Here is a 24141-nt window from a genome sequence, read left to right as displayed (position 1 = left end):
GACTGAATTGACCCTGGTTTTTTCAAATTCCATGGTCAGTTGATGTGGGTAGAACGTATTTTGATCGGCTGCTTCTGGCCAGATGCGGGCTATTCCGAATTCCCGCTCTCGGCCAAGAGCAGCCCTTCGGAGCGGCACATCAGTGGTCCGCTTAAAATTCAGACGTTTGACAAAAATTGAAACCGCCAGATCTCAAGTTATATCATTTTGTAATGACCCACTTTTAGGATGAAGCATAAAATCATGCATGGCATCGAACGCAAGAGAAACTTTCTATCAACTACCATCGGAATAGTCAAATATGTTCGATCTGAATAAGCTACGAAAGGAAATTCATGACAATATTGACTCCAAAAATGATCTGGCTTTAGCCAAAGTGCGTGGTCAGCTGCATTGGCTATCACGCACTGATAAAACATACCAAAACTCGGAAATTACCTGGGCTCTAAAAGCTCAAGAAGGGACACTTGAAAAGTTTCGAGATATATACAATGCGTCAAAATTAGACGGCGATACCGAACTGGTGGCGCTTGCACGGAATCTTTTTGAAAATATAATATGGTTAAGGCTTTTCAATAAAGATCATGGTTACGGATTAGTGTTTTGCTACCAACTAATCAACGAGCAATTAAAAAGCCAAGAGCAGGTTATTGAAAAGGCCCGAGGCGAGATAGCGCTATTCGAAGAGCTGGCAGAAGAAGACAAACCTGACCTTGGCCCATATAGTCACGTAACGCATCAGAGTAGCGCTTCTGAAGAAGAGATAGAGAAAGCACGGGAGTATCTATCCAATCAAAGTGCCATGGTAGATTCTAAGGCCCGAAGTCATTTCTCGATATACGCTGCATCCGCCAAGCACAATGGGTATTCATATCAAGCCCATTTAATAGCAACCAAGGTTATTCCACACCATGAGGAGCGTATATCAGTACTGCGCAAGCATCTAGATGATCTAAAAAAATCACATTCTGAAGCAGATCTTTCAAAACTAGAGGAGCTTGGGGCAACTAAACGTTGGAATTGGTTTGACAAGGCGAAAAACGTGGGGATGGCGGAGCACTACCATTTCCTCTACGCTTTTACAAGTCGCTCACTGCATTGCACGGCAATGAACATTATCACGCCAAAAGCTCTTGAAGACAGCGAGAGACATCTTTTGCTGGACTACATATTTATCACCAGTAATAATTGCTACGACGAAATAGAGAAATTTAATTACCCTGGAAAAGTTAACTTGGCGTATGTAGATATTTAGTAGCCACAGGACAAGCAAGGCAGCTCTAGTATTAAAATATTCTTGTACGTTAGGGCATTACAGAGCAAGACGCGTTACTCCGCCTCGCGCCGTTGCAGGCCGTCTATTTGTATATCGCGAGAAAGATAGATTCCCCTGCCGGAGTGGGGATCGTCTTCCTGTCGTCAAGCGCACTGCGATTGATAGTAAGCGGCATACTCGGATTATTGGCTGTGAAGCTTTCCTGTGAGAACACCGGGTCCCCAACTAGATGTCTGGAATAAAATCCCTTCCGGTGTCTCGCTGCCAATGTCCGCTTTGGCGCTCAAGGGCGCCGGTCCAGTAGAGCATGGCCACGGCTTTATCCCGGCCGCAACAACGCGTTTGCTCGTAAATCGAAGGTAAGCGCTCCATGAACCCCACCGACGTCAAGATGGGTGGGGGAATGGTTCACTTGTAGTCATCCCCGCGAAGCTCGTTGAGGGCTTGTATTTTTAGATCAGGGCGGTATTTTTTCTGCCGGAGGTCGTCTAGAAAGTCTCCCCACTTCTTGAGAGCTTCGGTTTTCTCAACGAGATAGCTATTCCGATCATAAAACTTGTTTTGTACGGACGATCTCCCGTGCGAGAGGATGTGGGCCCTCGTCTCCCGACTAATCCCGATGCCCGCCAGCATTGTCTCGGCAGATACTCGAATGTTTTTCCAGGTGAAATAGCGGGTCTTGGACGCTGCCTCATCTGGCCCAGCGACTTCGCTGAGGTGGGTTCCAGCCTCGCTAAATATTTTGCTAAAGGCGTCAGCTCGTATCAAGTTATGGGTCAGGGCGAAAGGGCCTTCCGCGCTGAGACGCAGGTCGAGCAATGGCTTAATTATCTCGGTAATACGGGGGGTAAAAGGCAGAAAATAGAGCCTGGGCTTCCCTTTGCCTTTGATATCGATCAGCGTAATGCCGTCGTCAGAAACTCGTTCCCACTTGAGGGCTGCGAGCATTTTAAGACGTTGTCCGCCAAAATATATTGGTGCAAGTGCGATCGCTCTTTGTCGATCCGGCAAGGTGTCGAGATAGATAAGCAGCTCAGCAAGCTCAGCTTGCTCAAGCGACTCGGTATCACCTTTGTAAACATCTTCTAGGCCTCCGACACCTGATACTGGGTTGGTAGTGATATCAAAACTCTTCGAATCTTCGACTTTTCGTTCAAGACTGGTAATGTTGCTCCGCGCCTTTTCAAACGCGGTACTAAGGTAGCCATGCAGGGTGTCGGTGGTCGAGCGCATGTTAGAAACGGGGGCGGGAGTAGTGTGATTTTTGCCTCGATTTTTTGGCTTTCCGGCCAGGACGTGTTTAAGGATGGTCGTGATGTCATAAACAGTGATATCACGGGCTGGTTTTGCCACAAGCTCGGGGAAGGGAGTGCTAACGTGGAGCTTGAACATGCCCGCGACCTGCTTTGCTTTCACTCTTCCTCTGGCCAGAAGGTCGTCACAGTAATTATCTAGAAGATCCTGAAATGTACCCACTCTAGACGCGTCATCTGCGATTTTCGCATCGACCACGCGTCGCGCCTCCTCTTGCGCTGCGTTTTTCTCTAGATATGCCTTGGGGTTGCCGTGCTCCAGCAAAATTGCAACGAGGTCGCGTGCCCTCTCTCGGATTTCTGCTAGCGTGAGGCCGGGAGCATTGGGAGTGGATCGGTATTGGCCTATGCTCAAAGATCCTGCTTTTTTGTTAATCGTCCAGCGGTAAAAAGCTGTCGTAACGGCGCCTACTTTTTTAAACAGGATGCTCCCAGTCCCGCGACCTAGCATGGACTCGGTAAGAGTGCCTCCGTCGCCGAGCCCTCTTAATCGTTGATCGTTGACGCGCTTGTCTTGGCTATTGCCTGCCATATGTCGATGCTCCAGGTGACTAATGGTCACTACTTTATCAACTACTTCTCCTGTCGCTCAAGGTCTTTTAATGGTCGTGAGTGTCTTTCATTTTATTAAAAAAAACCAATAAAACAGGGAGTTATTGCGGTTTTGACCTTACCTGTCTTTTTTGGTCTGTAATATACTAACCCCTCCTAAGGGGAAGGTTGCAGGTTCGAACCCCGCCTGGGACACCAGATACGCAAAGGCCCCGCACTGTTTACCAGGCGGGGCCTTTTTTGTTGCTGTTAGCCAACCCTTCAGGCTTGGCCGAGTAACCCCCGGCCCGCCAGGTTTTTCATTAATGCGCTAACTCCAAACGACCATTGCGGTGCTTGGTCGCTACCTGTGACGCGGTTGTGCAAGGCGCCCAGTGTCGGTGACGAGATGCTCACCACATCATCCGCCTTGTGGGTGAAGCCTTGACCCGGCTGGTCGCGGTCTTCAGTCGGGGCGAACAGGGTGCCGAGGAACAGCACGAAGCCGTCCGGGTACTGGTGGTTGGCGTTGAGTGTCTGTTCGGCCAGGTCCGCTGGGTCGCGGCTGATCTGGTTCATCGAGCTTTTGCCGTCGAGTACGTAGCCGTCCGTGCCTTCGACGCGCAAGGTCACTTCGCAGTGGCGCACGTGGTCGAGGTTGAAGTGTTCGTCGAACAGGCGAATAAACGGCCCGAGGGCGCAGGATGCGTTGTTGTCCTTGGCCTTGCTCAGCAGTAACGCGCTACGGCCTTCGAAGTCGCGCAGGTTGACGTCGTTGCCCAGGGTTGCGCCGTGTATGCGGCCTTGGCTGTCCACTGCCAATACTACTTCCGGCTCCGGATTGTTCCAGCTTGAGCCGGGGTGGATGCCGATGGCGTTGCCGCTGCCCACCGCCGCAAGGATCGGCGCTTTGGTGAAGATTTCTGCGTCCGGGCCGATGCCGACTTCGAGGTACTGCGACCACATGTTCTGTTCGATCAGCACCTGCTTGAGGCGCATGGCTTCGGGTGAGCCGGGGCGTAAATCGCGCAGGTTGTCGCCGATCACTTCTTGCACCAGGGCGCGAACTTCTTCGGCGCGCAGGGCATCGCCGCCTGCTTTTTCTTCGATCACCCGTTCGATCATGCTGGCGGCAAAGGTCACGCCTGCGGCCTTGATCACTTGCAGGTCCGCAGGAGCGAGCAAGTAGGGTTTGGCCTGGTCGCGTTGCTCACCACTGTTGGCCAGCAATGCCTCAATTTTACCCAGCGAGGTACCTCGGATTTCGCGCACGGCTTGCAGCGGGTTTTCGCTATCCAGCAGCAAACTCAAAGTAGGGAAGTGGGCGGTACAGTCGATCACTTCGCCGTCACGAATCACCACAACGGCTGGGCCACCACGTTCGCCGGGCAACCACGCGCGACCGACCAGTGTTGCGCGTTGCCAGTCATCCGGCAGGGAGTTTTTTACGGTCAATTGCAGGGTTTGCATTAGCGTGATCCTTGAAAAAAGTACATTGGGCAACTCTGGGGTAGCCCAGGTTTTGTGGGAGCTGGCTTGCCTGCGATGCGGACGCTGCGGTTTGTCAGGTAAACCGAGGTGTTGTCATCGCGAGCAAGCCCGCTCCCACAAGTCAGGTCATGTGTCCATAGTGTTTAGTGGGAGTGGCGGGGTGGGCCGTTTTCCGGGATCACACGCCAGTACAGGGTTGCCGGTTCCAGGCAGCCGCCCGTGGACAATTGGCCAACCAATTGGCGATACAGTTCCTGCCATGGGGTTTGCGAAGGGGCCAGCGGTGGCAGCGGTTCCTGGCGGCGCTCGTTGAGTACGCTTTCGTCCACCAGCAGGTTGACGCTGCGGGCATTGAGGTCGACGCGCAGGCGATCGCCGGTGCGCAGCAATGACAGGCCGCCGCCCACGGCAGATTCGGGGGACATGTTGAGGATCGACGGGCTGGCTGAAGTGCCGCTTTGACGGCCATCGCCCATGCACGGCAGTGAATCGATCCCGGCCTTGATCATGCTGGAGGGCGGCGCCATGTTTACCACCTCGCCACTGCCGGGGAAGCCGACGGTGCCGCAGCCACGAATCACCAGAATGCAACGCTCGTCGATATCCAGGGACGGGTCGTTGATCCGCGCCGTGTAGTCTTCCGGGCCCTCGAACACAATGGCTCGCGCTTCGAAGCTGTTGGGTTGCAGCGGATCGCTGAGGTAGGTCTTGCGGAAGGCCTCGCCCACCACTGACATTTTCATGATGGCGCTGTCGAAGAAGTTGCCGCTGAGTACGATAAACCCGGCGCGGTGCATCAGCGGGTCCTCATAGGAGCGGATCACGTCACGGTCGCCGGTTACGCAGTCGGCAACCACGTCACCCATGCTGCGGCCACTCACCGTGAGGCAGTCGCGGTGCAGGCGGCCGACCTTGTCCAGTTCATGCATCACCGCCGGTACGCCACCGGCACGATGGAAACTCTCGCCCAGGTATTCACCGGCCGGCATGCAGTTGACCAGCAACGGTACGTCTTCGCCGACACGCTGCCAGTCTTCCAGCGACAGGTCGATGCCGCTGTGGCGGGCGATGGCAATCAGGTGTGGCGGGCAGTTGGTGGACGCGCCCAGCGCCGAGGCCACGGCGATGGCGTTTTCAAAGGCGGCGTGGGTCATGATCTGCGACGGGCGTACGTCTTCGCGCACCAGGTCGACAATTCGCATGCCGGTGGCATAGGCCATTTGCCCGCGTTCGCGGTACGGCGCCGGGATGCTCGCGCAGCCTGGTAGCGACATGCCCAGCGCTTCGGCCAGGGCGTTCATCGACAGGGCGGTGCCCATGGTGTTGCAGTGGCCAACCGACGGTGAGGAGGCGGTGGTCAGGGTCATAAACCCTTCGTAATCGATCTCGCCGGCACTGAGCAAGTTGCGCGCATGCCACAACACAGTGCCCGAGCCGATGCGCTGGCCCTTGTGCCAACCGTCGAGCATCGGCCCGCCGGACAGCACGATGGAGGGCAAGTCGGTAGTGGCCGCAGCCATCAGGCAGGCCGGGGTGGTTTTGTCACAACCCGTGGTCAGCACTACACCGTCCAACGGGTAGCCGTGCAGCACTTCTACCAGGCCCAGATAGGCCAGATTTCGGTCCAGGGCGGCGGTCGGGCGGCGTGACTGCTCGGCAATCGGGTGCACCGGAAATTCCATCGGAATGCCGCCCGCGTCGCGAATGCCGTCCTTGACCCGTTTAGCCAGTTCGATGTGATGACGGTTGCAAGGCGTGAGGTCGCTGCCGGTCTGGGCGATACCGATAATCGGCCGCCCCGATTGCAGCTCGGCGCGGGTCAGGCCCTGGTTCATGTAGCGCTCTACATACAGTGCGGTGAGATCGGCGTGGCTTGGATCGTCGAACCACAGCTGGCTGCGCAGGCGGCGTGGGGTTGAATCGGTCATGGCAGGCTCCAGCAAGTTATTCGGGCAAAGGGTTGTTGCGGCGCAACTGACGGATCAGCCCGGCGTGGTCGAGTTCGCCGTCACCGGCCTCGACCATGGCGGCAAACAAGCTGTCGACCAGACTGCCTACCGGCAGTGACAGGCCGAGTTTTTGCGCTTGGGCGAGGGCGGTACGGGTGTCCTTGAGCTGCCATTTGGCAGGCCCGCCGGGAGTGAAATCATTGTTAAGCATGCGTTGGCCGTGTTGGCGCCAGATCGGTGAATCGACAAAGCCACCCATCAGCGCTTCGTGGACTTTTGTCGGGTCCGCGCCGCCGCGCTCGGCCAGCAGCAGGCCTTCGGCGACGGTGGCGATGGTGCTGGCGACGATCAACTGGTTGACCAGCTTGGACAGCTCGCCGGTGCCCGCCGGGCCAACGTGCACCGGGCGGCCCATGGCGGCCAGGACCTCGCAGCCCTGTTCGAAGGCCGCCGTTTCACCACCGACCATGATCGCCAGGCTGGCTTCCCGTGCACCGCGTTCGCCCCCCGACACCGGAGCGTCGAGGTAGTGCAGGCCGCGTTCGGCGCACATATGTGCCTGTGCGGCAGCGGTGTCGACCGGAATCGAGCTCATTACAATCACCAGCGCGCCGGGCGCTAATGCTTGGGTGGAGCCGTTTTCACCAAACAGCACCTCGTCACAGGTCGGGCCATCGCTGAGCATGCAGATCAGCACCTGGGCGCCGTCTGCTGCTTCAGCCGGGGTCTGAAACACTTCGGCGCCTTGCGCGGCAAGTTCCTGCACCTTGGCGGGCGAGCGGTTCCATGCCCGCACCGGGAAGCCTGCATGCAGCAGGTTGCGGGCCATGGGCTGGCCCATGATCCCGGTGCCGATAAAGGCTACGGTTGGCAAACTCATGCTTTACCTCCAACGGCGGCAGCGGATGCCTGGGTTGCGCCGATCTGCGACACCTTGTTACGTGGCATCAGCACCATGCCCAGGCCACCCAGTCCGACCAATGCAGCAATCACCAGGAAGCCCGGGGTGTAGCTGCCGGTCACAGTGAACAGATAGCCGGTCAGGTAAGGGCCGATAAAGCCGCTGAGGTTACCGATGGAGTTGATCAGGCCAATCCCTACGGCAGCGCCGACGCCCGTCAGTACTTGCCCCGGTACGGCCCAGAACACGTTGATGGCGCTGTAGACGCCCATGGCCAGCAGGATGAAACCAATAACGATGATCCATGGCTGGTTGAGCCACAGCGCCACGGCAATGGAAATTGCGGCGAGCATGGCTGCACCGCCCGCATGCCAGTGACGTTCTTGCAGGCGGTCCGAGCGACGGCTCCACCAGATCATTGCCACTGCGGCGACGGCGTACGGGATGGCGGTGATCAGACCGTTCTGCATCAGGCCGATTTCCAGCCCGAACGTGCCGCGGAACGATGCCAGAACCGTTGGCATAAAGAAGTTCATCGCGTTGGAGCCTGAGGTAATCCCGAAGTACACCATTGCCAGCAGCCATACCTGACGGTTGCACAGTGCCTTGCGGATCATCTGGCCCTTGGTCGGTTGCACGCCCACTACCAGCGGTTTGTTGCGCTCTTCCTGGGCCAGGGTGTTGATCAGCCAGTTGCGCTGTTTGTCGGTCAGCCAGTGAGCATCGGCCGGGTGGTCAGTGAGGTAGAAGAAGCACACCACGCCGAGAATCACCGCAGGTACAGCTTCGACGATGTACATCAGGCGCCAGCCGACAAAGCCCCAGGCATCGCCCATTTCCATCAGGCCCACTGACAGCGGAGCCCCGATAATTTGCGCGATGGGTACGCCCAGGTAAAAGCTGGCGATCATGCGGGCGCGGTAACGGCTCGGGAACCACAGTGACAGCAGGTAAATCACCCCCGGGAAGAATCCGGCTTCGGCGATACCCAGCAACACGCGCAGGGAGATGAAGTGGATGGGTGTCTGCAAAAAGCCCATGGCACCGGCGATGATGCCCCAGGTCACCATGATCCGGGCGATCCACACCCGGGCGCCGTAGCGGTGCAGCAGAATGTTGCTTGGCACTTCGAACATGAAGTAACCGAGGAAGAAAATACCTGCGCCCAGGCCATAAATGGTCTGGCTGATGCCGATGTCTTCGTTCATCCGCAGGGCGGCGAAACCGACGTTGTTGCGGTCCAGGAAGGCGACCACAAACAGCAGGACAAGAAAGGGGATCATGCGTTGGGTAACGCGTTTGATCGTCTGTTGTTCGATGTCCGAGACATCGGGGAGTGGAGTAGTCATGTGGCACGACCTCATTTTTTATTGTTGTGAGTAACGTGAGTCTTGAGTAACGAACCCTTCGTAGCAGCTGACGAGCGGAGCGAGGCTGCGTTCGGCGGCGTAGCCGTCGTAAACCCTGGGAGCCGGTTTTGACTGGCACACCGCAGGGTCTGATTTCACGACTGCTTCGCAGCCGGACGCAGCCTCGCTCCGCTCGTCAGCTGCTACGGAGCGCCTTGTGTTAGCTGGCGGTGTCCTCAATATGCGCCCGCACGATGGCGTCGAAATCCGCGTCGGCGGTAAAGCCCAGTGCGCGTGCACGCGGCGCTTCTACCTTGCTTGGCCAGCTCTCGACGATGCGCTGGATGGTTGCGTCCGGCTCCCAGTGAATCAGTTTGGTTACTTCATCACCGGCCACCCGTTGCAGCGCCGCCACCATATCGGCGACGGTGGTGGTGACGCCCGGCAGCGGGATGATGCGTTCGTTGCCCAGGGTTTGCGGTGACAGGGTCATGCCCAGCAGCATCGATTCAATGATGCGCCGCGGCGAGGTGAGGTATACGCGGGTGTCCGGGCGTACGGGGCAGACGGCGGGCAGGCCCACCAGCGGTTCGCGGATGATCGAACTGAAGAAAGTCGATGCCGCTTTGTTCGGCTTGCCGGGGCGCACCGCCACAGTTGGCAGGCGCAGCACCCGGCCATCGACAAAGCCCTTGCGCGCATAGTCGGCCACCAGCAATTCACCCACGGCTTTTTGCATGCCATAGGACGATTGCGGGGTGAGCACGGTGTTGTCGTCGACTACTTCCGGCAATGTGCCGCCAAACACCGCGAAGCCGCTGGCGTACACAAAGCGCGGTGCGTTGCCCTGTTTGCGCAGGGTTTCGAGCAGCAGCATCAGGCCGTGCAGGTTGACCTGCATGCCCAGATCGAAATCCGCCTCGGCAGCCGAGCTGACCACCGCCGCCAGGTGCCATACCAGGTCCACGCCATCAGTGACGCGGGCGATGACTTCGGGGTCGGCGACATCGCCGGTTACCAGTTCGATGCGCGGATCAGTCGGCACATCCTCACCGGCAAAGGTGTCAAACAGCACGATACGTTCAATGGCCCGAGGCGCTTGGCCTTCAAAGGTCAGGGTGTTGAGGTCGAGCAGGCGCTGGGCCAGTTGCTTGCCGATAAAACCGGTGCCGCCAGTGATCAGAATTCGCATGTGTAGCTCCGTTTCTTATAGTTGTTTGAGCGTTGTATCAGTCGGCTTGAACGGTGAGCTGGCGCTGTTCGCCAAGGCCGCTGATGCCCAGGCGCATGACCTGGCCTGCGCGCAGGTACACCGGTGTCGGTTTGACGCCAAGGCCCACACCCGGCGGCGTCCCGGTGGAAATCACATCGCCCGGTTGCAGCGACATGCAGCGGCTCAGGTAGGCAATCAAGGCCGGGATCTGGAACACCATGGTGCGGGTATTACCGTTCTGGTAGCGCTGTCCGTCGACCTCAAGCCAAAGGTCGAGCTGGTGCGGATCGGCGATCTCATCGCGAGTCACCAGCCACGGGCCGAGGGGGCCGAAGGTGTCAAAGCCCTTGCCCTTGTCCCAGGTACCGCCACGTTCCAGTTGCCATTCGCGCTCGGACACGTCATTGATCACGCAGTAACCGGCCACGTGCTCCAGAGCGTTGTTTTCGTCGATATTGCGTCCGCCCTTGCCGATGACCACGCCCAGTTCGACTTCCCAGTCGGTTTTGGTCGAACCACGGGGGATTTCCACGTTGTCGTTGGGGCCGCAGATGGCGCTGGTCCATTTGCTGAATACCACCGGTTCGGCTGGCACCGCCAGGCCCGACTCGGCGGCATGGTCGGCGTAATTGAGACCAATGCAGATGAACTTGCCGACCTGGCCGACGCAGGCGCCGATGCGTGGCGAACCGCTGACTAGCGGCAGGGTGGCGGGGTCGATTTTGCTTAGTGCGTCCAGGCTTGTGGCATCAAGGGCCGTGCCGGCTACATCGGCGATGTGCGCCGACAGATCGCGGATATTGCCTTGAGCATCCAGCAGACCGGGTTTTTCCTGACCTTTATCGCCGTAGCGCAGCAGTTTCATAAAAGCTCCTTTATCAAAATGTTCTTGGTGGGAGCGAGCCTGCTCGCGATTGCATCACCGCGGTGTCACTGAAACACCGAGGTGCCTGCATCGCGAGCAGGCTCGCTCCCACGGTTTCAGTTACTCATCCCGCCATCAATTACCTGGACAGTGCCGGTGGTGTAGCTGCTGGCATCGCTGGCGAGGTACAGCGCCAGTTGGGCGATTTCTTCAGCGCTGCCGATGCGGCCCATGGGTTGGCGGTCTACGAAGGCCTGATACACCTCGGCTTCGGACCGTCCCTGTTCAAGGGCCTGTTCGGCGATGCGCTGGCGCAGCGAAGGCGAGTCCACGGTGCCGGGGCAAATGGCGTTGCAGCGAATGCCCTGGCGCACATAGTCGGCGGCCACTGATTTGGTCAGGCCGATCACCGCAGCCTTGCTGGCGGTGTAGGCAAAACGGTTGGGCACGCCTTTGACGCTGGACGCCACCGACGCCATGTTGATGATCGAGCCGCCGCCGTTACCCAGCATGCCGGGCAGGAACGCGCGGATCATCCGGTACATGGCGGTGACATTAAGGTCGAAAGAGAATTGCCAGGCCTGCTCGTCGCATTCCAGTAGCGCGCCGCTGTGCACGTAGCCTGCGCAGTTGAACAGCACGTCAATAGCCCCCACCTGCTGGCAGATGGCGTCAATGGCGGATGCTTGAGTCACGTCCAGAGCCAGGACTTGAATGCCAGGGATGTCGTGCAAGGTTTCGATATGCAGGTCGGTGGCAATGACCTGAGCGCCTGCATCCCGAAAGGCCAGTACCGAGGCGCGGCCGATGCCTTGCGCCGCCGCGGTGACCAGAACGCGTTTGTTGGCTAGGTTCATGACAAGTGTCCGTTGTTATTATTTGGCGCAACAACTGCACACTAATATTGCTTTGCGATAATCGCCAATGAGATATTCTCAGGTCTTAATAACCGGAGGTTATCGGATGGCGGATGTCGGGTTTAACCAGCTGTGCAACTGGCTGCGATTTCGCCATTTGGTGCTTATCGACACCTTGGCGCGTACGCAAAACATGCACGCCACCGCGCAAGAGATGAGCATCAGCCAACCGGCTGTCAGCAAGATGCTGCGCGAAATCGAGCATCAACTGGGTTTTGATGTATTTGCCCGTTTGCCGCGCAGCATGACGCTCACTGACCTGGGTAGCCACGTGGCCCGGTTCGCCCAGATTGCGTTGAACGATACCGGCCAGTTTGTCAGCCAGATCAATCATCTGCGCCAGGGCGGGCATGGCTTGCTGAAGGTCGGCACCATCTATGCGGCGACAGCCCTGGCAGTACCGGCGGCAATTGTGCGGGTCAAGCAGGACTGGCCCTTGCTCACTGTGCAAGTGCTTGAAGGCACCAGTGCCAACATGCTGACTCTGCTTGAACACAAGGAGCTGGATCTGGTGGTGGCGCGGTTTACCCTCGACCGCCATCGTGAGTTGTTTGAATTCCAGGCGCTGGCGCCGGAGCCGCTGTGCCTGGTCACGGGCAGCCAGCACCCGCTGGCCGGGGCCAGTGAAGTGCCGCTGGCCGAACTCGGCAGCTGGCCGTGGGTGATTTACCCGACGGGCACGCCGATGCGCGCACGGGTAGAGAAAGCCTTTGTCGAAGCAGGCATGCAAACCCCGGAAAACACCGTGGAAACCGTGTCCCTGCAAACCACCATGCAACTTTTGCAAACCACCCCAGCGGTGGCGATGCTGGCCGAATCGATGGTGGAGCCCGAAATCCGGGCCGGGCGTTTGACCCGTCTGGCCTTGCCATTTCCGCTGGTGCTGGCGGATTACGGGGTGATTATCCGGCGCAATGAAGTACCTCAGTGGTCTGCGAAAGCCTTTATTGACGCGCTGTTGAGTGGCCCGGATGCCCTGCGCGGTGCCCGCCAGACGCCTTGATAACGACGAGTTATCAACTGATGGAATCTTGTGATTGGGCAGTGTGAACGTGGGCAACTAGAGTGAGCGGCGTCCTTGCAGGATAAAAAACCGCTCACTAGAGGCGCGCATGAAAACAATAAAAAGCTACAAGACGCTGACCATCTTCTTCCTGTTTATGATTGGCGTGGTCAACTACCTCGACCGCAGTGCCCTGTCCATCGCCAACACCACCATCCAAAAAGATTTGGCCATCAGCCCGATGCAAATGGGCGTGATGCTTTCGGCCTTTTCCATTGCCTACGCATTTTCGCAACTCCCCCTCGGCGCATTGATCGACAAGCTCGGTAGCAAGCTGGCGCTGGGCGGTTCGCTGGTGGTGTGGTCGGTCGCGCAGGCGGCCTTCGGTTTGTTCAGCAGCTACGGCCATCTGGTCGGACTGCGGGTGTTGCTGGGGATTGGCGAAGCGCCGGTGTTCCCTTCGGCGGCCAAGGCGTTATCGGAGTGGTTCGATACACAAGAGCGGGGTACGGCCACCGGCTGGGTGTGGTCCTCGACCTGCATCGGACCGTGCCTGGCGCCGCCTTTGTTGACGGTATTTATGGTGCACCTGGGCTGGCGCGGGATGTTTATCCTGACCGGCATCCTGGGCCTGCTGCTGGCGGTGTGCTGGTTCAAGTTCTACAAAAGTAAAGCGCAGTACATGGCCGAGACCGGCCGTGCAGAACCGGTGCCGGTACAACAGGCCAAGGCGCCGAAAGTGCGTTGGACCTCGTTGTTCAAGGACCGCAACACCTGGGGCGCATTTCTCGGGTTTATGGGCGTGATCTACATGATCTGGCTCAACCTCACCTGGCTGCCCGGCTACTTCGAACGCGAGCATGGCCTGGATCTGTATCGCACCGCCTGGGTGGTATCTTTGGCTTACCTGTTCGGCGCCCTGGGCACCATCGTTGCTGGCAAATGCTGCGACCGCTTGGTGGCGCGCGGCATGCGGGTACTGGCCAGCCGCAAACTGATGGTGATACTGGGCCTGCTCGGCGGGGCGCTGTTTACCCTGATCGTGGCCTTCACCACCAATGTGGTGGCCTGTGTGATCCTGCTGTGCCTGACCATGTTCTTTATCAACATCTCCAGCGCTACGGCCTGGATGATCGTCAACACCATCGTGCCGTCGGAGCGGGTCGCGTCCTTTGGTTCGATCCAGAACTTTGGCGGTTATCTTGCAGGCTCGATTGCGCCGATCCTGACCGGCTTCAGCGTGCAGCAAAGCGGCTCGTTCTCCACGGCATTCGTGATCAGCGCGGTAGTGGCGGCGTGCTCGGCCCTGGCTTACTTTACGTTGCTCAAGGAGCCACAGGCGCCGTTGTCGCCACTGGCGACACTTGCAACAGCGTGATTGAGTCTTTGTGGGAGCGGGCTTGCTCGCGATGAAGGCGCCGCGGTGTATCTGAGCAACCGCGTCGATACCATCGCGAGCAAGCCCGCTCCCACAGGTTTCTGGATGGTTTGATGGATCAAAGCCATTGGGCATCCCACAAGGGATAATCGCCGATTCGTTTGATCAGTCCGGCGCGCAAAGGGTTGGCGATAACGTAGCGGGCTACCCGCTTTAGATCTTCGTCATGACGTAAAGCATGGTCATGGTAGCCCTGCTGCCAGCGGCTGCCTGTGCGTCCGGTTACCTGATTGATGGTTCGGGTGCTCAACGATTTGGTGCGGCACATCAACTCATCAAGCGAGCCATGCTGCAGTTTTAGCAGCCAATGAAAGTGATCAGGCATCACCACCCATGCCAGCGATTCCGCGAAGCCTTGTTCTTGTGCCTGCCTGAACTGCTGGACAACATGCCGTCCTGTACGCCAGTTCAGGAAGATGGGTTCGCGATCCAGAGTGTTGGTGGTCAAGAGATAGATGCGATTTTGCTCGCTGTAGCGGCCGCGGCGCAGGCGATGGGATGCTGGAGGTGAAAGCATGACAAAGCTCAATGAGTTGATAAACCTCAAAGGCTAGTCACTGCTAGGCAGGGGTCACCGGCCATGGTTTAACCGTATATGTCATGGCGCACGATTTTTGTGTGAACGGTTGCATATATGCAACCCTGTGGGAGCGGGCTTGCTCGCGATGGCATCACTGCGGTGTAACTGAAACACCGAGGTGCCTGCATCGCGAGCAAGCCCGCTCCCACAAATAATTGGCGGTGGCTCGCAGCCTGTTACAACCAGGACTCGGTAACCCGCCGGTCAAGTTCTTCCCAATCGGCCATGCCCAGCACCCGGGTGGTGTTCAGGCCGCGCAGGTAGCCGCGCAGTTGATGGGCGCTGGCGTGGACTTCTGCGGTGCTGGTGTTTTCGCTGTCCAGGGCCTGCTCGTAGAGGCTCAGGTAGTCGTCCACCCGGTCGCGGTACTCGGGCAGTACCGCTTCGCGAATCAGGTCGAAAGTTCTCAGTTTTTGATTGGTATTCACGGGCCACCCTTTGTGAGATTACGGGCTATTGTTTTGCGTCCAACTGTTTCCCAATGTATCTCACCTGTGGCCCGTGTTAATACCGCTAGCGCCCGTTAGTGTGACGCAGGTGCCGAGACGGCAAGTTTCCCCGGTTCACGCCCGGCCCTGGCAGAACGCACCAGCATCAACGCCCCCAGCAAGGCTGTCGCGGCCAAAAAGTACATGCCTGCGTGTGGGTTGTTGAAGTAGCCCTCGGCCCAGGTTTTGACCGTCGGCGCGAGGAACCCACCGAGGTTGCCCAGCGCACCAATCACGGCAATCCCGCTGGCCGCTGCCGCACCACCCAAAAAGCGCGTTGGTAAGGTCCAGAACAACGGTTGCACGGTGATAAACCCGGCTGCCGCGACGCAGAACGCCAGGATCACCAGCGGCAGGCTGCCACTCAACGTCGAACCCACCATGCCCACCGCGGCCAGTGCCAGCATCACTGCGGCAAAGCGGGTTTGCTGGCCTTTGCGGTCGGCGTAGCGGGTTACGGCGTACAGCATGATAACGGTAGCAATCCACGGGATGGCGGTCAGCAAGCCGACTTTCAGGCCAATGCCGGTGCCCAGCAGTTCGGCGATCCGGGTCGGCAGGTAGAACAGCACGCCATACACGCTGACCTGAATCGTGAAGTAGATAAAGGTGAAGTACAGCACCTTGGGGTTGATCAGCGCCGAGCGCCAAGACGACGGGCCCTTGTTGGCCTTGAGCAGTTGCTCTTTGTTCAGTTCGTGTTCGATCGCGGCCTTTTCTTCGGTGTTCAGCCACTTGGCATCCCGCGGCTTGTCGGTCAGGTAGAAGAACGCAAATACGCCGATGATCGACGCGGCCAGGCCTTCGGTGACGAACATCCATTGCCAGCCCGCAAGGCCGAACTGGGCCGTTTCCAGCAGCCAGCCCGACACAGGGCCACCCACCATCAACGACACAGGTACGCCGAAGTAGTAAATGCCATAGGCCGAGCCGCGCTGGTTCTGCGGGAACCAGTAGGTCAGGTACAGCACCACGCCTGGCGACAGCCCGGCTTCGGCTACACCGAGCAGAAAACGCAGGACGTAGAAGCTGGTTTCGTCGTGGGCAAACATCATGGCCGCAGAAACCAGACCCCAGGTGACCATGATCCGGCTTAGCCAGATTCGCGCGCCGACCTTGTGCAGCATCAGGTTGCTCGGTACTTCAAATACCGCATAGCCAATAAAGAAAATCCCCGCGCCCAACGCAAACGCAGCGTTGCTCAGGCCGGTGTCGGCCTGAAGGGCGTGCTTGGCAAAGCCGATGTTGGAACGGTCGATGATCGCCATGGCGAACATCAGGGCGACAAAGGGCAGGATGCGCCAACGAATCTTGCTGAGCGCCTGTTGCAATACAGGGTTGGACATGGGGTGCTCCGTTTGTTTTTTTTGTGGAGTACAGCAATCAGATTTTTTTCAGGGCAGCACGGGCATAGGCCGCAACGATGACAAAACAGCCCATCGGCAACAGGTAGGCCACGGCGGTCGAAGAGTGGTCGGCGACCAGGCCCATCACGTAGGGCAGCAGCGCGCCGCCGACAATGGCCATGATCATGAATGAGCTGCCGCGCTTGGTATGCGGGCCGAGGTTTTTCACGCCCATGGCAAACAGGGTCGGGAACATGATCGACATAAAGAAGAACATCGCCACCAGCGCAACCACCGACAGGCCTTCAATCCCCAGCACCACCACGGCGCTCAGTGCCACGTTGATCAGCGCGTAAATCAGCAGCAGAAGCTGGGCATTGACCCGGCCCATCAGCCAGGTGCTGAAAAAGCGGCCAAACATAAAGCTGAGCATCGCCACCGAGAGCAGATACGCGGCTTGCTGGCTGCTCATCTGTGCCCAGTGTTCGGTGACGTAGTTGATGAAAAACGCGCCTACGCCGACCTGTGCACCGACATAGAAAAACTGGGTGATTACCCCGGTGACAAACTCGCGGTGCTGCCACAGGGTTTTGTGGTCGTGCTGTTGGGCCTGGACTTCCTGCTCGCGCAGGTCGGGCAGCGGGGTACGGGCGATCAGGATGGCCACCAGCAACACCAGGGCGGCAATCACCAGATAGGTCATTTGCAGCGATTGCGTGGTGTCAGTGCTGTTGGCGCCGCTGAAGAACAGCGCGCCGCCAATCAAGGGCCCGAAAAACTGCCCCAGGCCGTTGAATGATTGCGCAAGGTTCAAGCGTCGCTCGGCCCCGGCGGGGTCGCCCAAGACTGTGGCGTAAGGGTTGGCGGCGGTTTCCAGGCAACCCAGGCCGCAAGCGATCACAAACAGGGCGAACAGAAAGAACTGAAAGCTCTGCGCGGCAGCAGCAGGCATAAACAGCAGGGCGCCGGTGGCGTAGAGGCACAGGCCTAGCAGGATGCCTGCCTTGTAGCCGTACTTGTCCATCAGCAAACCGGCGGGTAGGGCGATGAGGAAGTAGGCGCCGAAGTAGGCGCTTTGCAGCAGGCCGGATTGCGCCTTGCTGACGTGCAGGGTTTCCTGAAAGTGCTTGTTCAGTACATCGAGCAAGCCATAGGACAGACCCCAGAGAAAGAACAGGCAGGTCACTAGAATCAGTGCCCAGCGATAGGACGTGACCGCCCGGCCAAAGGATGGCTGTGCGACGTTCGAGTGCTTGAGTGACATGACGCATCTCCTTTTTATTGTTGTTAGAGCGGTGTTGCGTGGATCTACTTGTGGGTGCTGACTTTGTGGGAGCGGGCTTGCTCGCGATGGCATCACTGCGGTGTGTCAGGCAGACCGATTCGTCTGCATCGCGAGCAAGCCCGCTCCCACAGGGTCAGGGTCAGGGTGAATGGTGCAGGCTGAAAATCTGGCTCATCGACGCCCATTTTTCGCCGGGACGGGTCCAGGGTGTGGGCTGCTGGAAGCGCCACATCAGCGTTTCCCATTCCTGCACCCTGGGGTCACTGGCTCCGGCCCGGGCAAAGGCTTCGGCGTTGAAGTCGGGAGCCGTGTCCATGACCATGAACAGCCGTGTACCCAGGCGCCAGATCTGCATGTCGAGCACGCCGTGCTGGCGCAGGTGGGCGCTGATCTGCGGCCAGATTTGCTGGTGCAAGCGTTCGTACTCGGCGATCAACACCGGGTCGTCGATCAGGTCCAGCGCCAGGCATTGGCGACTCATGTCAGCGCCCGGTCCAGGTGGGTGTAGCCGCCATCTACCACCAGCCATTGCCCGGTGGTGTGGGAGGAGCGTGACGACAACAGAAACAGCACGCTGTCGGCGATTTCCTTACTCGTGGTCATGCGTTGGCCGAAGGGGATTTTTTCGACGATGCTTGCCAGCTTGGCTTTCGGGTCGGCAAAGGTGTCGATCCAGCGCTCGTACAACGGAGTCATGACTTCAGCCGGAATGACTGCGTTGACCCGTACCCCGTCGCTCAGCAACGAGGTGGCCCATTCGCGGGTCAGCGACAGTTGCGCGCCTTTGGCGGCGGTGTAGCCGCTGGTGCCGCCTTGGCCGGTGAGGGCGGTCTTGGAGCTGATATTGACGATGGAACCGCGAGTAGCCTTGAGCGCGTCCACGCACAAGTGGGTCATCAGGTAGTAATGGATCAGGTTTTTTTCCAGTGACTCGACAAAGGCTGAACGCCCAGCTTCAAGGCCGATGCTGTCATTGACTCCGGCGTTGTTGACCAGCCCGTCGATACGGCCAAAGCGTTGCAGTACTGTGGCGACGGCGGCGCGGCAGGCGTCTTCGTCGCGCAATTCGACCTGTACAAACAGGCTTTGGGAACCACGTTGGTCCAGTTGCCGCGCCAGTTCATCGGACAGCGGGCTGTGACCGAAAATAACCGGGATCGCGCCTTCGTCGGCCAGCCCCAAGGAGATAGCTGCGCCAATCCCCGAGCCACCGCCGGTGACGATAAAGACCTTGTCTTGCAGATACAGATTCATTGAATCGCTCCCTCAATGTTGTAGACGCGGCACGCCGTGCCACCCCAAATGGCCGCATGCTGCGAGACACTGCCAACCAGGCTGCAGGTGGCCGCGTAGTCGCTGGCCAGCAGGCACACAGGCCAGTCGGAACCGAACATCAAACGCTCGGGGCCGAACAGTTCCAGTGCGGTGTGTAGATAGGGCGTCAGTTGTGCGCTATGCCAATCCTGCCAATGGGCTTCGGTGATCAGCCCCGACAGCTTGCAGCTGACATGGGGCAGGGCGGCCAGCGGCGCGAGTTGTTGGGCCCAGGCTTTCCAGTCATTGGCCTGCACATCGGGCTTGCCCAGGTGATCGAGCACCAGATGGTGTTGGTCATGCTGCTGGCATAGCTCGGTGGCAGCGCCCAGATCCCTGGCCTTGACCAGGATTTCGTAGACCAGACCCTGGCGTTGCAAGGTGTTCAACCCCCGGTTAAACGCGGGGTTTTGCATAAAGTCGGCGGGCGCGCTTTCGTCCTGCAACTGATGACGAAAACCACGCAGAGCCGGGTTCTGCGCCCAGCGTTCCAGCGACTGTTCAAGGTCGCTGGCGCACAGGTCGACCCAGCCCACCACGGCGCAAATCCACGGGTAACGTTCAGCCAACCGTAACAACTGATCGGTCTCGCTTGCACAGGCGCGGGCCTGCACGGCGATGCAGCCGTCAAACCCGGCCGCATCCAGCAGCGGGCGCAAATCATCGGGCTGAAAGTCGCGGCGTAAACAGCCCATGTCGCGGCCTATCCAGGGGTAGTCCGCGGCGTCATAGCGCCAGAAGTGCTGGTGTGCATCGAGCCGTAGTGCGTGTGAGGACGACATTATTATTGTGCTCCGCCCGTTGGTTCAGCCCCGGTAGCGATACTGCTCGCGGGACGCTGCCTTCATCTGAATCGAGAAGCCCGGCGCCTGCGGTGGCATATAGGCCGCATTGCGAATCACGCACGGGTCTTCAAAGTGCTCATGCAGATGGTCGACAAACTCCACCACCCGGCCTTCGTGAGTCCCGGCGATGCACAGGTAGTCGATCATCGACAGGTGTTGCACGTACTCGCACAAGCCAACGCCCCCGGCATGCGGGCACACCGGCAAGTTGTACTTGGCGGCCATCAGCATCACGGCCAGCACTTCATTGACCCCGCCCAAGCGGCAGGCGTCGATCTGCACCACGTCGATGGCTTCGCGCATGATCAGTTGCTTGAACACGATGCGGTTCTGGCACATCTCGCCGGTTGCCACCTTGACCGGAGCGACCCCGAGGCGGATTTTGCGATGGCCTTCCACGTCATCCGGGCTGGTGGGTTCTTCGATAAACCACGGCTTGGCGAACGACAGCTCACGCACCCAGTCGATGGCCGCGTTGACTTCCCATACCTGATTGGCGTCGATCATCAGTTGGCGATCCGGGCCCAGCACTTCGCGGGCGATGCGCACGCGGCGGATATCGTCTTGCAGGTCATGGCCGACCTTCAATTTGACGTGGGAGAAGCCCGCATCCACGGCTTCCTGGCACAGGCGGCGGAGCTTGTCATCGGCATAGCCCAGCCACCCGGCCGAGGTGGTGTAGCAGGGGTAGCCGTCGGCTTTGAGCAAGGCCAGGCGCTCGGCCTTGCCCTGGGCGCGTTCACGCAGCAGGGTCAGGGCTTCGGCCGGGGTGATGCAGTCGGTGATGTAGCGAAAATCAATGCAGCGCACCAGTTGCTCGGGGCTCATGTCGGCCACCAGACGCCATACCGGTTTGCCTTCGGCCTTGGCCCACAGGTCCCAGGCGGCGTTGACCACCGCACCGGTGGCCAGGTGAATGGCGCCCTTGTCCGGGCCGATCCAGCGCAGCTGGCTGTCACTGGTGACGTGGCGCCAGAAGCGGCCCATGTCTTCGGCGATCCATTCCAGTTTCAACCCCACCAGCAGGCTGGCCAGGGCCTTGATCGAAGCGCAGCAGATTTCATTGCCACGGCCGATGGTAAAGGTCAGGCCGTGGCCTTCGAGGTTCGGGGTGTCGGTTTCGAGGATGACATAGGCCGCTGAGTAGTCAGGGTCCGGGTTCATCGCGTCCGAGCCATCGAGGGATTGCGAGGTGGGGAAGCGGATGTCTTCAACCCGTACGGCGGTAATCGTGGTCATGGTGCGGCTCCCTGTCAGTCTGCATTTACGGTGCGTTGCTGTTGTTCACCCAGGCCGCTGATGCCCAGGCGCATGGTCTGGCCGGCGCGCAGGTACACCGGTTCTGGCTTGATGCCCAGGCCTACGCCCGGCGGGGTGCCGGTGGAAATCACATCGCCCGGTTGCAGGCTCATAAATTGGCTGAGGTAGCTGATGATTTTCGGGATCTGGAAAATCATCGTCCGCGTATTGCCGTTCTGGTAGCGCTTGCCGTCCACTTCCAGCCACAGGTCGAGCTGGTGCGGGTCGGCGATTTCGTCACGGGTCACCAGCCATGGGCCGAGGGGGCCGAAGGTGTCGCAGCCCTTGCCTTTGTCCCAGGTGCCGCCCAGTTCCAGTTGGAACTCGCGCTCGGACACATCGTTGATCACGCAATAACCGGCCACGTGCTCCAGGGCCTCACTTTCGCTGATGTAACGGCCGCCCTTGCCGATGACCACGCCCATTTCGACTTCCCAGTCGGTTTTGCGTGAGTTGCGCGGGATTTCGACGTCATCGTTGGGGCCGACAATGGCGCTGGTCCATTTACTGAACACCACCGGTTCGGCAGGGATTGCGGCGCCGGTTTCGGCGGCGTGGTCGGCATAGTTCAGGCCGATGCAGATAAATTTGCCGACCTGGCCGACGCAGGCGCCGATGCGGGGCGAGCCTTCAACCAGCGGCAGAGTGGAGGGGTCGATGTCTTGCAGGCGGGCAATGCTTTGCGGGCTGAGGGTGTCGCCTGCGATATCCGTGACCACTGCGGACAAATCGCGCAGTTGACCGTTGTTATCAAGCAGGGCAGGACGTTCCTGGCCTTTTTCACCGTAGCGCAGCAGTTTCATAAGTAATCCTTTTTGGAGAGAGGGCAGGGCCCTGTGGTAGCGGGCTTGCTCGCGATGGCATCACTGCGGTTTAACTGAAACTCCGAGGTGCCTGAATCGCGAGCAAGCCCGCTCCCGCAAGGTCAAAATCAAAAACGAAAGAGCTGGCGTCAGTTGCTCCAGCCGCCATCAATGATTTGTGCGGTGCCGGTGGTGAAACCGCTGGCACTCGATCCGAGGTACAGCGCCAGCTGGGCGATTTCTTCGGCGGTGCCGATGCGGCCCATGGGCTGGCGCGCGGCAAAGGCGGCGTATACCTCGTCCACACTGCGGCCTTCGCGCTCGGCTTGTTCGCTGATGCGCTGGCGCAGGGAAGGGGAGTCGACGGTGCCGGGGCAGATGGCGTTGCAGCGGATGTTCTGGCTGACAAAGTCAGCCGCTACTGAGCGGGTCAGGCCAATCACCGCACCCTTGCTGGCGCAGTAGGCAAAGCGGTTGGGCACACCTTTAACGCTGGACGCCACCGATGCCATGTTGATGATCGAGCCGCCGCCGTTGCTCAGCATGCCCGGCAAAAAGGCGCGGATCATGCGGTACATGGCGGTGACGTTGAGGTCCAGGGCAAAGCTCCAGTCCTTTTCGCTGCACTCCAGAATATTGCCGCTGTGGACCACGCCTGCGCAGTTGAACAGCACATCCAGCGGGCCAAGTTGTTTGGCCAGGCGCTCAATGGCAGCGGCATCGGTGACGTCCAGAACATGTTTGTGCGCGCCTTCAAGGGCGTCGAGGGCGGCGGCATTGATGTCGGCGGCGAAGACTTCGGCGCCGGCGGCCAGGTATGCCTGGACACTGGCCTGGCCAATACCCTGAGCGGCTGCAGTGATCAGCACGCGTTTGCCGGAAAGATCCATGGATGCTCCATAGTGATATTTTTTGTTTTTGTGGAAACTGGCCTAATGGTCAGGCCATTGTAGGCGCAGTAAATGGCAAAACGACGCAAGTATCAGGATAAGGTTTGCTATGATCGCTTTACGTTATCCGTCCAATGGTCAGGCCATTGGTCCTTTTGTAGCATGCACCTCAGTCTTCAACAAGCGTCTTTTTTTGCCAAAAGTGATCGTCGATCGCTGTTCATGCCAGAGCCAATTTCACAATGCCATTTCAAGTAATTGATAACCAAAGACTTTATCGGCAAATTGCCGACCAGCTGCGGGCCTTGATCGACAGCGGTGAATTCCCCCCGGGCAGCCGTTTGCCTGCCGAACGCGAGCTTGCCAAGTTGCTTGGCGTGAGTCGTGCGTCGGTGCGCGAGGCGATGATCGCGCTGGAAGTCATCGGGCTGGTCGATGTACGTGTCGGTAACGGGGTGCTGGTGTGTGAACCACCGGTGCAATCGTTGACCAATGAACCGGTGATGGCCCAAGCCACGCGCAATCAGTGGAAAGAGCTGGACCCTGAGCTGAACCTCGAAATCGACTTCAATGCCGAAATCCCACCGTTCGCCTTGCTTCAGGCTCGTCGTCTGATCGAGCCCGAAGCGGCGGCACTGGCCGCGGTCAATGCCAGCGATGAAGAACTGGCGGGCATCCGCGAAGCCTTTGAACGCAACGTGCAGGACAACCTTGAAGGTTCCCACACGCACCCCGGCGACCGCCTTTTTCATATCCGCATTGCCCAGGCCTCGGACAACCCGGCCTACGCCCTGATGATTCAACATCTGTTGGGCCATCGTTACGGCAGCATGTTTCAGCGTTTGCAAAACCACTACACCTCGGACGATATGATTCATCGTTCGGAAAATGAACACCGGCGTGTGCTGCAAGCACTGGAGCAGCACGACGCGGATGCTGCGCGCCAGGCGATGGCCGAGCATCTGGATGAAGTGATCCGCATCTTCAGCCGTAGCGCTCGCTAATCCTCAATCGGCAGCGGGACAGAGTTGGGAAAATTCCTACG

Annotated in this window: 22 protein-coding genes; 4 read left to right on the top strand and 18 right to left on the bottom strand. The window is 58.9% G+C overall.

Annotation, left to right across the window (positions count from 1 at the left end; genetic code table 11):
• Positions 1 to 301: 301 nt before the first annotated feature.
• Positions 302 to 1255: a hypothetical protein gene (locus V6L79_RS21255; RefSeq protein ID WP_338579463.1), complete on the top strand. Its 954-nt coding sequence runs from the start codon at positions 302 to 304 to the stop codon at positions 1253 to 1255.
• Positions 1256 to 1684: 429 nt separating this feature from the next.
• Here the strand turns inward: V6L79_RS21255 and V6L79_RS21250 are convergent, their stop codons facing one another.
• The 8 genes from V6L79_RS21250 to V6L79_RS21215 all read right to left on the bottom strand — a co-directional run bounded on the left by V6L79_RS21250 (position 1685) and on the right by V6L79_RS21215 (position 11745).
• Positions 1685 to 3121 (bottom strand): integrase, encoded by a 1437-nt coding sequence (locus V6L79_RS21250; RefSeq protein ID WP_338579462.1) that lies wholly within the window; start codon positions 3119 to 3121, stop codon positions 1685 to 1687.
• 281 nt (positions 3122 to 3402) lie between these two features.
• Positions 3403 to 4590: a fumarylacetoacetate hydrolase family protein gene (locus V6L79_RS21245; RefSeq protein WP_261739290.1), complete on the bottom strand. Its 1188-nt coding sequence runs from the start codon at positions 4588 to 4590 to the stop codon at positions 3403 to 3405.
• Between the two features lie 164 nt (positions 4591 to 4754).
• Complete coding sequence (locus V6L79_RS21240) at positions 4755 to 6539, bottom strand: IlvD/Edd family dehydratase (protein ID WP_261739289.1); 1785 nt, start codon at positions 6537 to 6539, stop codon at positions 4755 to 4757.
• Between the two features lie 16 nt (positions 6540 to 6555).
• Complete coding sequence (locus V6L79_RS21235; protein ID WP_338579461.1) at positions 6556 to 7440, bottom strand: NAD(P)-dependent oxidoreductase; 885 nt, start codon at positions 7438 to 7440, stop codon at positions 6556 to 6558.
• Positions 7437 to 8810, bottom strand: a complete 1374-nt coding sequence (locus V6L79_RS21230; protein ID WP_261739287.1) for an MFS transporter — start codon at positions 8808 to 8810, stop codon at positions 7437 to 7439. Before V6L79_RS21230 ends, V6L79_RS21235 begins: the two co-directional genes overlap by 4 nt.
• A gap of 220 nt (positions 8811 to 9030) precedes the next feature.
• The gene (gene denD, locus V6L79_RS21225) at positions 9031 to 10002 is read right to left on the bottom strand and encodes a D-erythronate dehydrogenase (RefSeq protein WP_338579460.1); all 972 of its coding nucleotides are present in this window, start codon (positions 10000 to 10002) and stop codon (positions 9031 to 9033) included.
• 37 nt (positions 10003 to 10039) lie between these two features.
• Positions 10040 to 10888 carry an ureidoglycolate lyase gene (locus V6L79_RS21220; protein ID WP_338579459.1) on the bottom strand — a complete coding sequence of 283 codons (849 nt, stop codon included), beginning with the start codon at positions 10886 to 10888 and terminating at the stop codon, positions 10040 to 10042.
• Between the two features lie 116 nt (positions 10889 to 11004).
• On the bottom strand, positions 11005 to 11745 hold the full coding sequence (locus V6L79_RS21215; RefSeq protein ID WP_338579458.1) for an SDR family oxidoreductase: 741 nt from the start codon (positions 11743 to 11745) through the stop codon (positions 11005 to 11007).
• Positions 11746 to 11851: 106 nt separating this feature from the next.
• Here V6L79_RS21215 and V6L79_RS21210 point away from each other — a divergent pair, with 106 nt between their 5' ends.
• Positions 11852 to 12808: a LysR family transcriptional regulator gene (locus tag V6L79_RS21210; protein ID WP_261739283.1), complete on the top strand. Its 957-nt coding sequence runs from the start codon at positions 11852 to 11854 to the stop codon at positions 12806 to 12808.
• A 109-nt stretch (positions 12809 to 12917) separates the two neighbouring features.
• Positions 12918 to 14186 (top strand): MFS transporter, encoded by a 1269-nt coding sequence (locus V6L79_RS21205; RefSeq protein ID WP_261739282.1) that lies wholly within the window; start codon positions 12918 to 12920, stop codon positions 14184 to 14186.
• 118 nt (positions 14187 to 14304) lie between these two features.
• Here V6L79_RS21205 and V6L79_RS21200 read toward each other — a convergent pair whose 3' ends face one another.
• From V6L79_RS21200 to V6L79_RS21155, 10 genes are all read right to left on the bottom strand, one after another.
• Positions 14305 to 14763 carry an REP-associated tyrosine transposase gene (locus V6L79_RS21200; protein ID WP_261739281.1) on the bottom strand — a complete coding sequence of 153 codons (459 nt, stop codon included), beginning with the start codon at positions 14761 to 14763 and terminating at the stop codon, positions 14305 to 14307.
• A gap of 239 nt (positions 14764 to 15002) precedes the next feature.
• Complete coding sequence (locus V6L79_RS21195) at positions 15003 to 15254, bottom strand: hypothetical protein (RefSeq protein ID WP_261739280.1); 252 nt, start codon at positions 15252 to 15254, stop codon at positions 15003 to 15005.
• Between the two features lie 95 nt (positions 15255 to 15349).
• Complete coding sequence (locus tag V6L79_RS21190; RefSeq protein ID WP_321834234.1) at positions 15350 to 16660, bottom strand: MFS transporter; 1311 nt, start codon at positions 16658 to 16660, stop codon at positions 15350 to 15352.
• 37 nt (positions 16661 to 16697) lie between these two features.
• A complete protein-coding gene (locus tag V6L79_RS21185) occupies positions 16698 to 17924 on the bottom strand; it encodes a sugar MFS transporter (protein ID WP_338579456.1) in 1227 nt (408 codons plus the stop codon).
• Positions 17925 to 18084: 160 nt separating this feature from the next.
• Positions 18085 to 18426, bottom strand: coding sequence for an L-rhamnose mutarotase (locus V6L79_RS21180; RefSeq protein ID WP_338579455.1), 342 nt, complete (start codon positions 18424 to 18426; stop codon positions 18085 to 18087).
• The gene (locus tag V6L79_RS21175) at positions 18423 to 19199 is read right to left on the bottom strand and encodes an SDR family oxidoreductase (protein ID WP_338579454.1); all 777 of its coding nucleotides are present in this window, start codon (positions 19197 to 19199) and stop codon (positions 18423 to 18425) included. The genes V6L79_RS21180 and V6L79_RS21175 overlap by 4 nt, the downstream gene beginning before the upstream one ends.
• Positions 19196 to 20041 carry an amidohydrolase family protein gene (locus tag V6L79_RS21170; protein WP_338579453.1) on the bottom strand — a complete coding sequence of 282 codons (846 nt, stop codon included), beginning with the start codon at positions 20039 to 20041 and terminating at the stop codon, positions 19196 to 19198. Before V6L79_RS21170 ends, V6L79_RS21175 begins: the two co-directional genes overlap by 4 nt.
• A 24-nt stretch (positions 20042 to 20065) precedes the next feature.
• Positions 20066 to 21343: an L-fuconate dehydratase gene (locus V6L79_RS21165; protein WP_338579452.1), complete on the bottom strand. Its 1278-nt coding sequence runs from the start codon at positions 21341 to 21343 to the stop codon at positions 20066 to 20068.
• Between the two features lie 14 nt (positions 21344 to 21357).
• Positions 21358 to 22206 carry a fumarylacetoacetate hydrolase family protein gene (locus tag V6L79_RS21160; protein ID WP_338579451.1) on the bottom strand — a complete coding sequence of 283 codons (849 nt, stop codon included), beginning with the start codon at positions 22204 to 22206 and terminating at the stop codon, positions 21358 to 21360.
• A gap of 149 nt (positions 22207 to 22355) precedes the next feature.
• A complete protein-coding gene (locus V6L79_RS21155) occupies positions 22356 to 23096 on the bottom strand; it encodes an SDR family oxidoreductase (protein WP_321834229.1) in 741 nt (246 codons plus the stop codon).
• A gap of 242 nt (positions 23097 to 23338) precedes the next feature.
• On the opposite strand from V6L79_RS21155, the gene V6L79_RS21150 reads away from it, so the two are divergent.
• Positions 23339 to 24100, top strand: coding sequence for a FadR/GntR family transcriptional regulator (locus tag V6L79_RS21150; RefSeq protein WP_261739271.1), 762 nt, complete (start codon positions 23339 to 23341; stop codon positions 24098 to 24100).
• The last annotated feature ends 41 nt before the right edge of the window (positions 24101 to 24141 follow it).

This window comes from Pseudomonas sp. ML2-2023-6 (assembly GCF_037055265.1).
Taxonomy (GTDB): Bacteria; Pseudomonadota; Gammaproteobacteria; order Pseudomonadales; family Pseudomonadaceae; genus Aquipseudomonas; species Aquipseudomonas kulmbachensis.
This window is presented reverse-complemented; position numbering and strand designations above follow the sequence as displayed.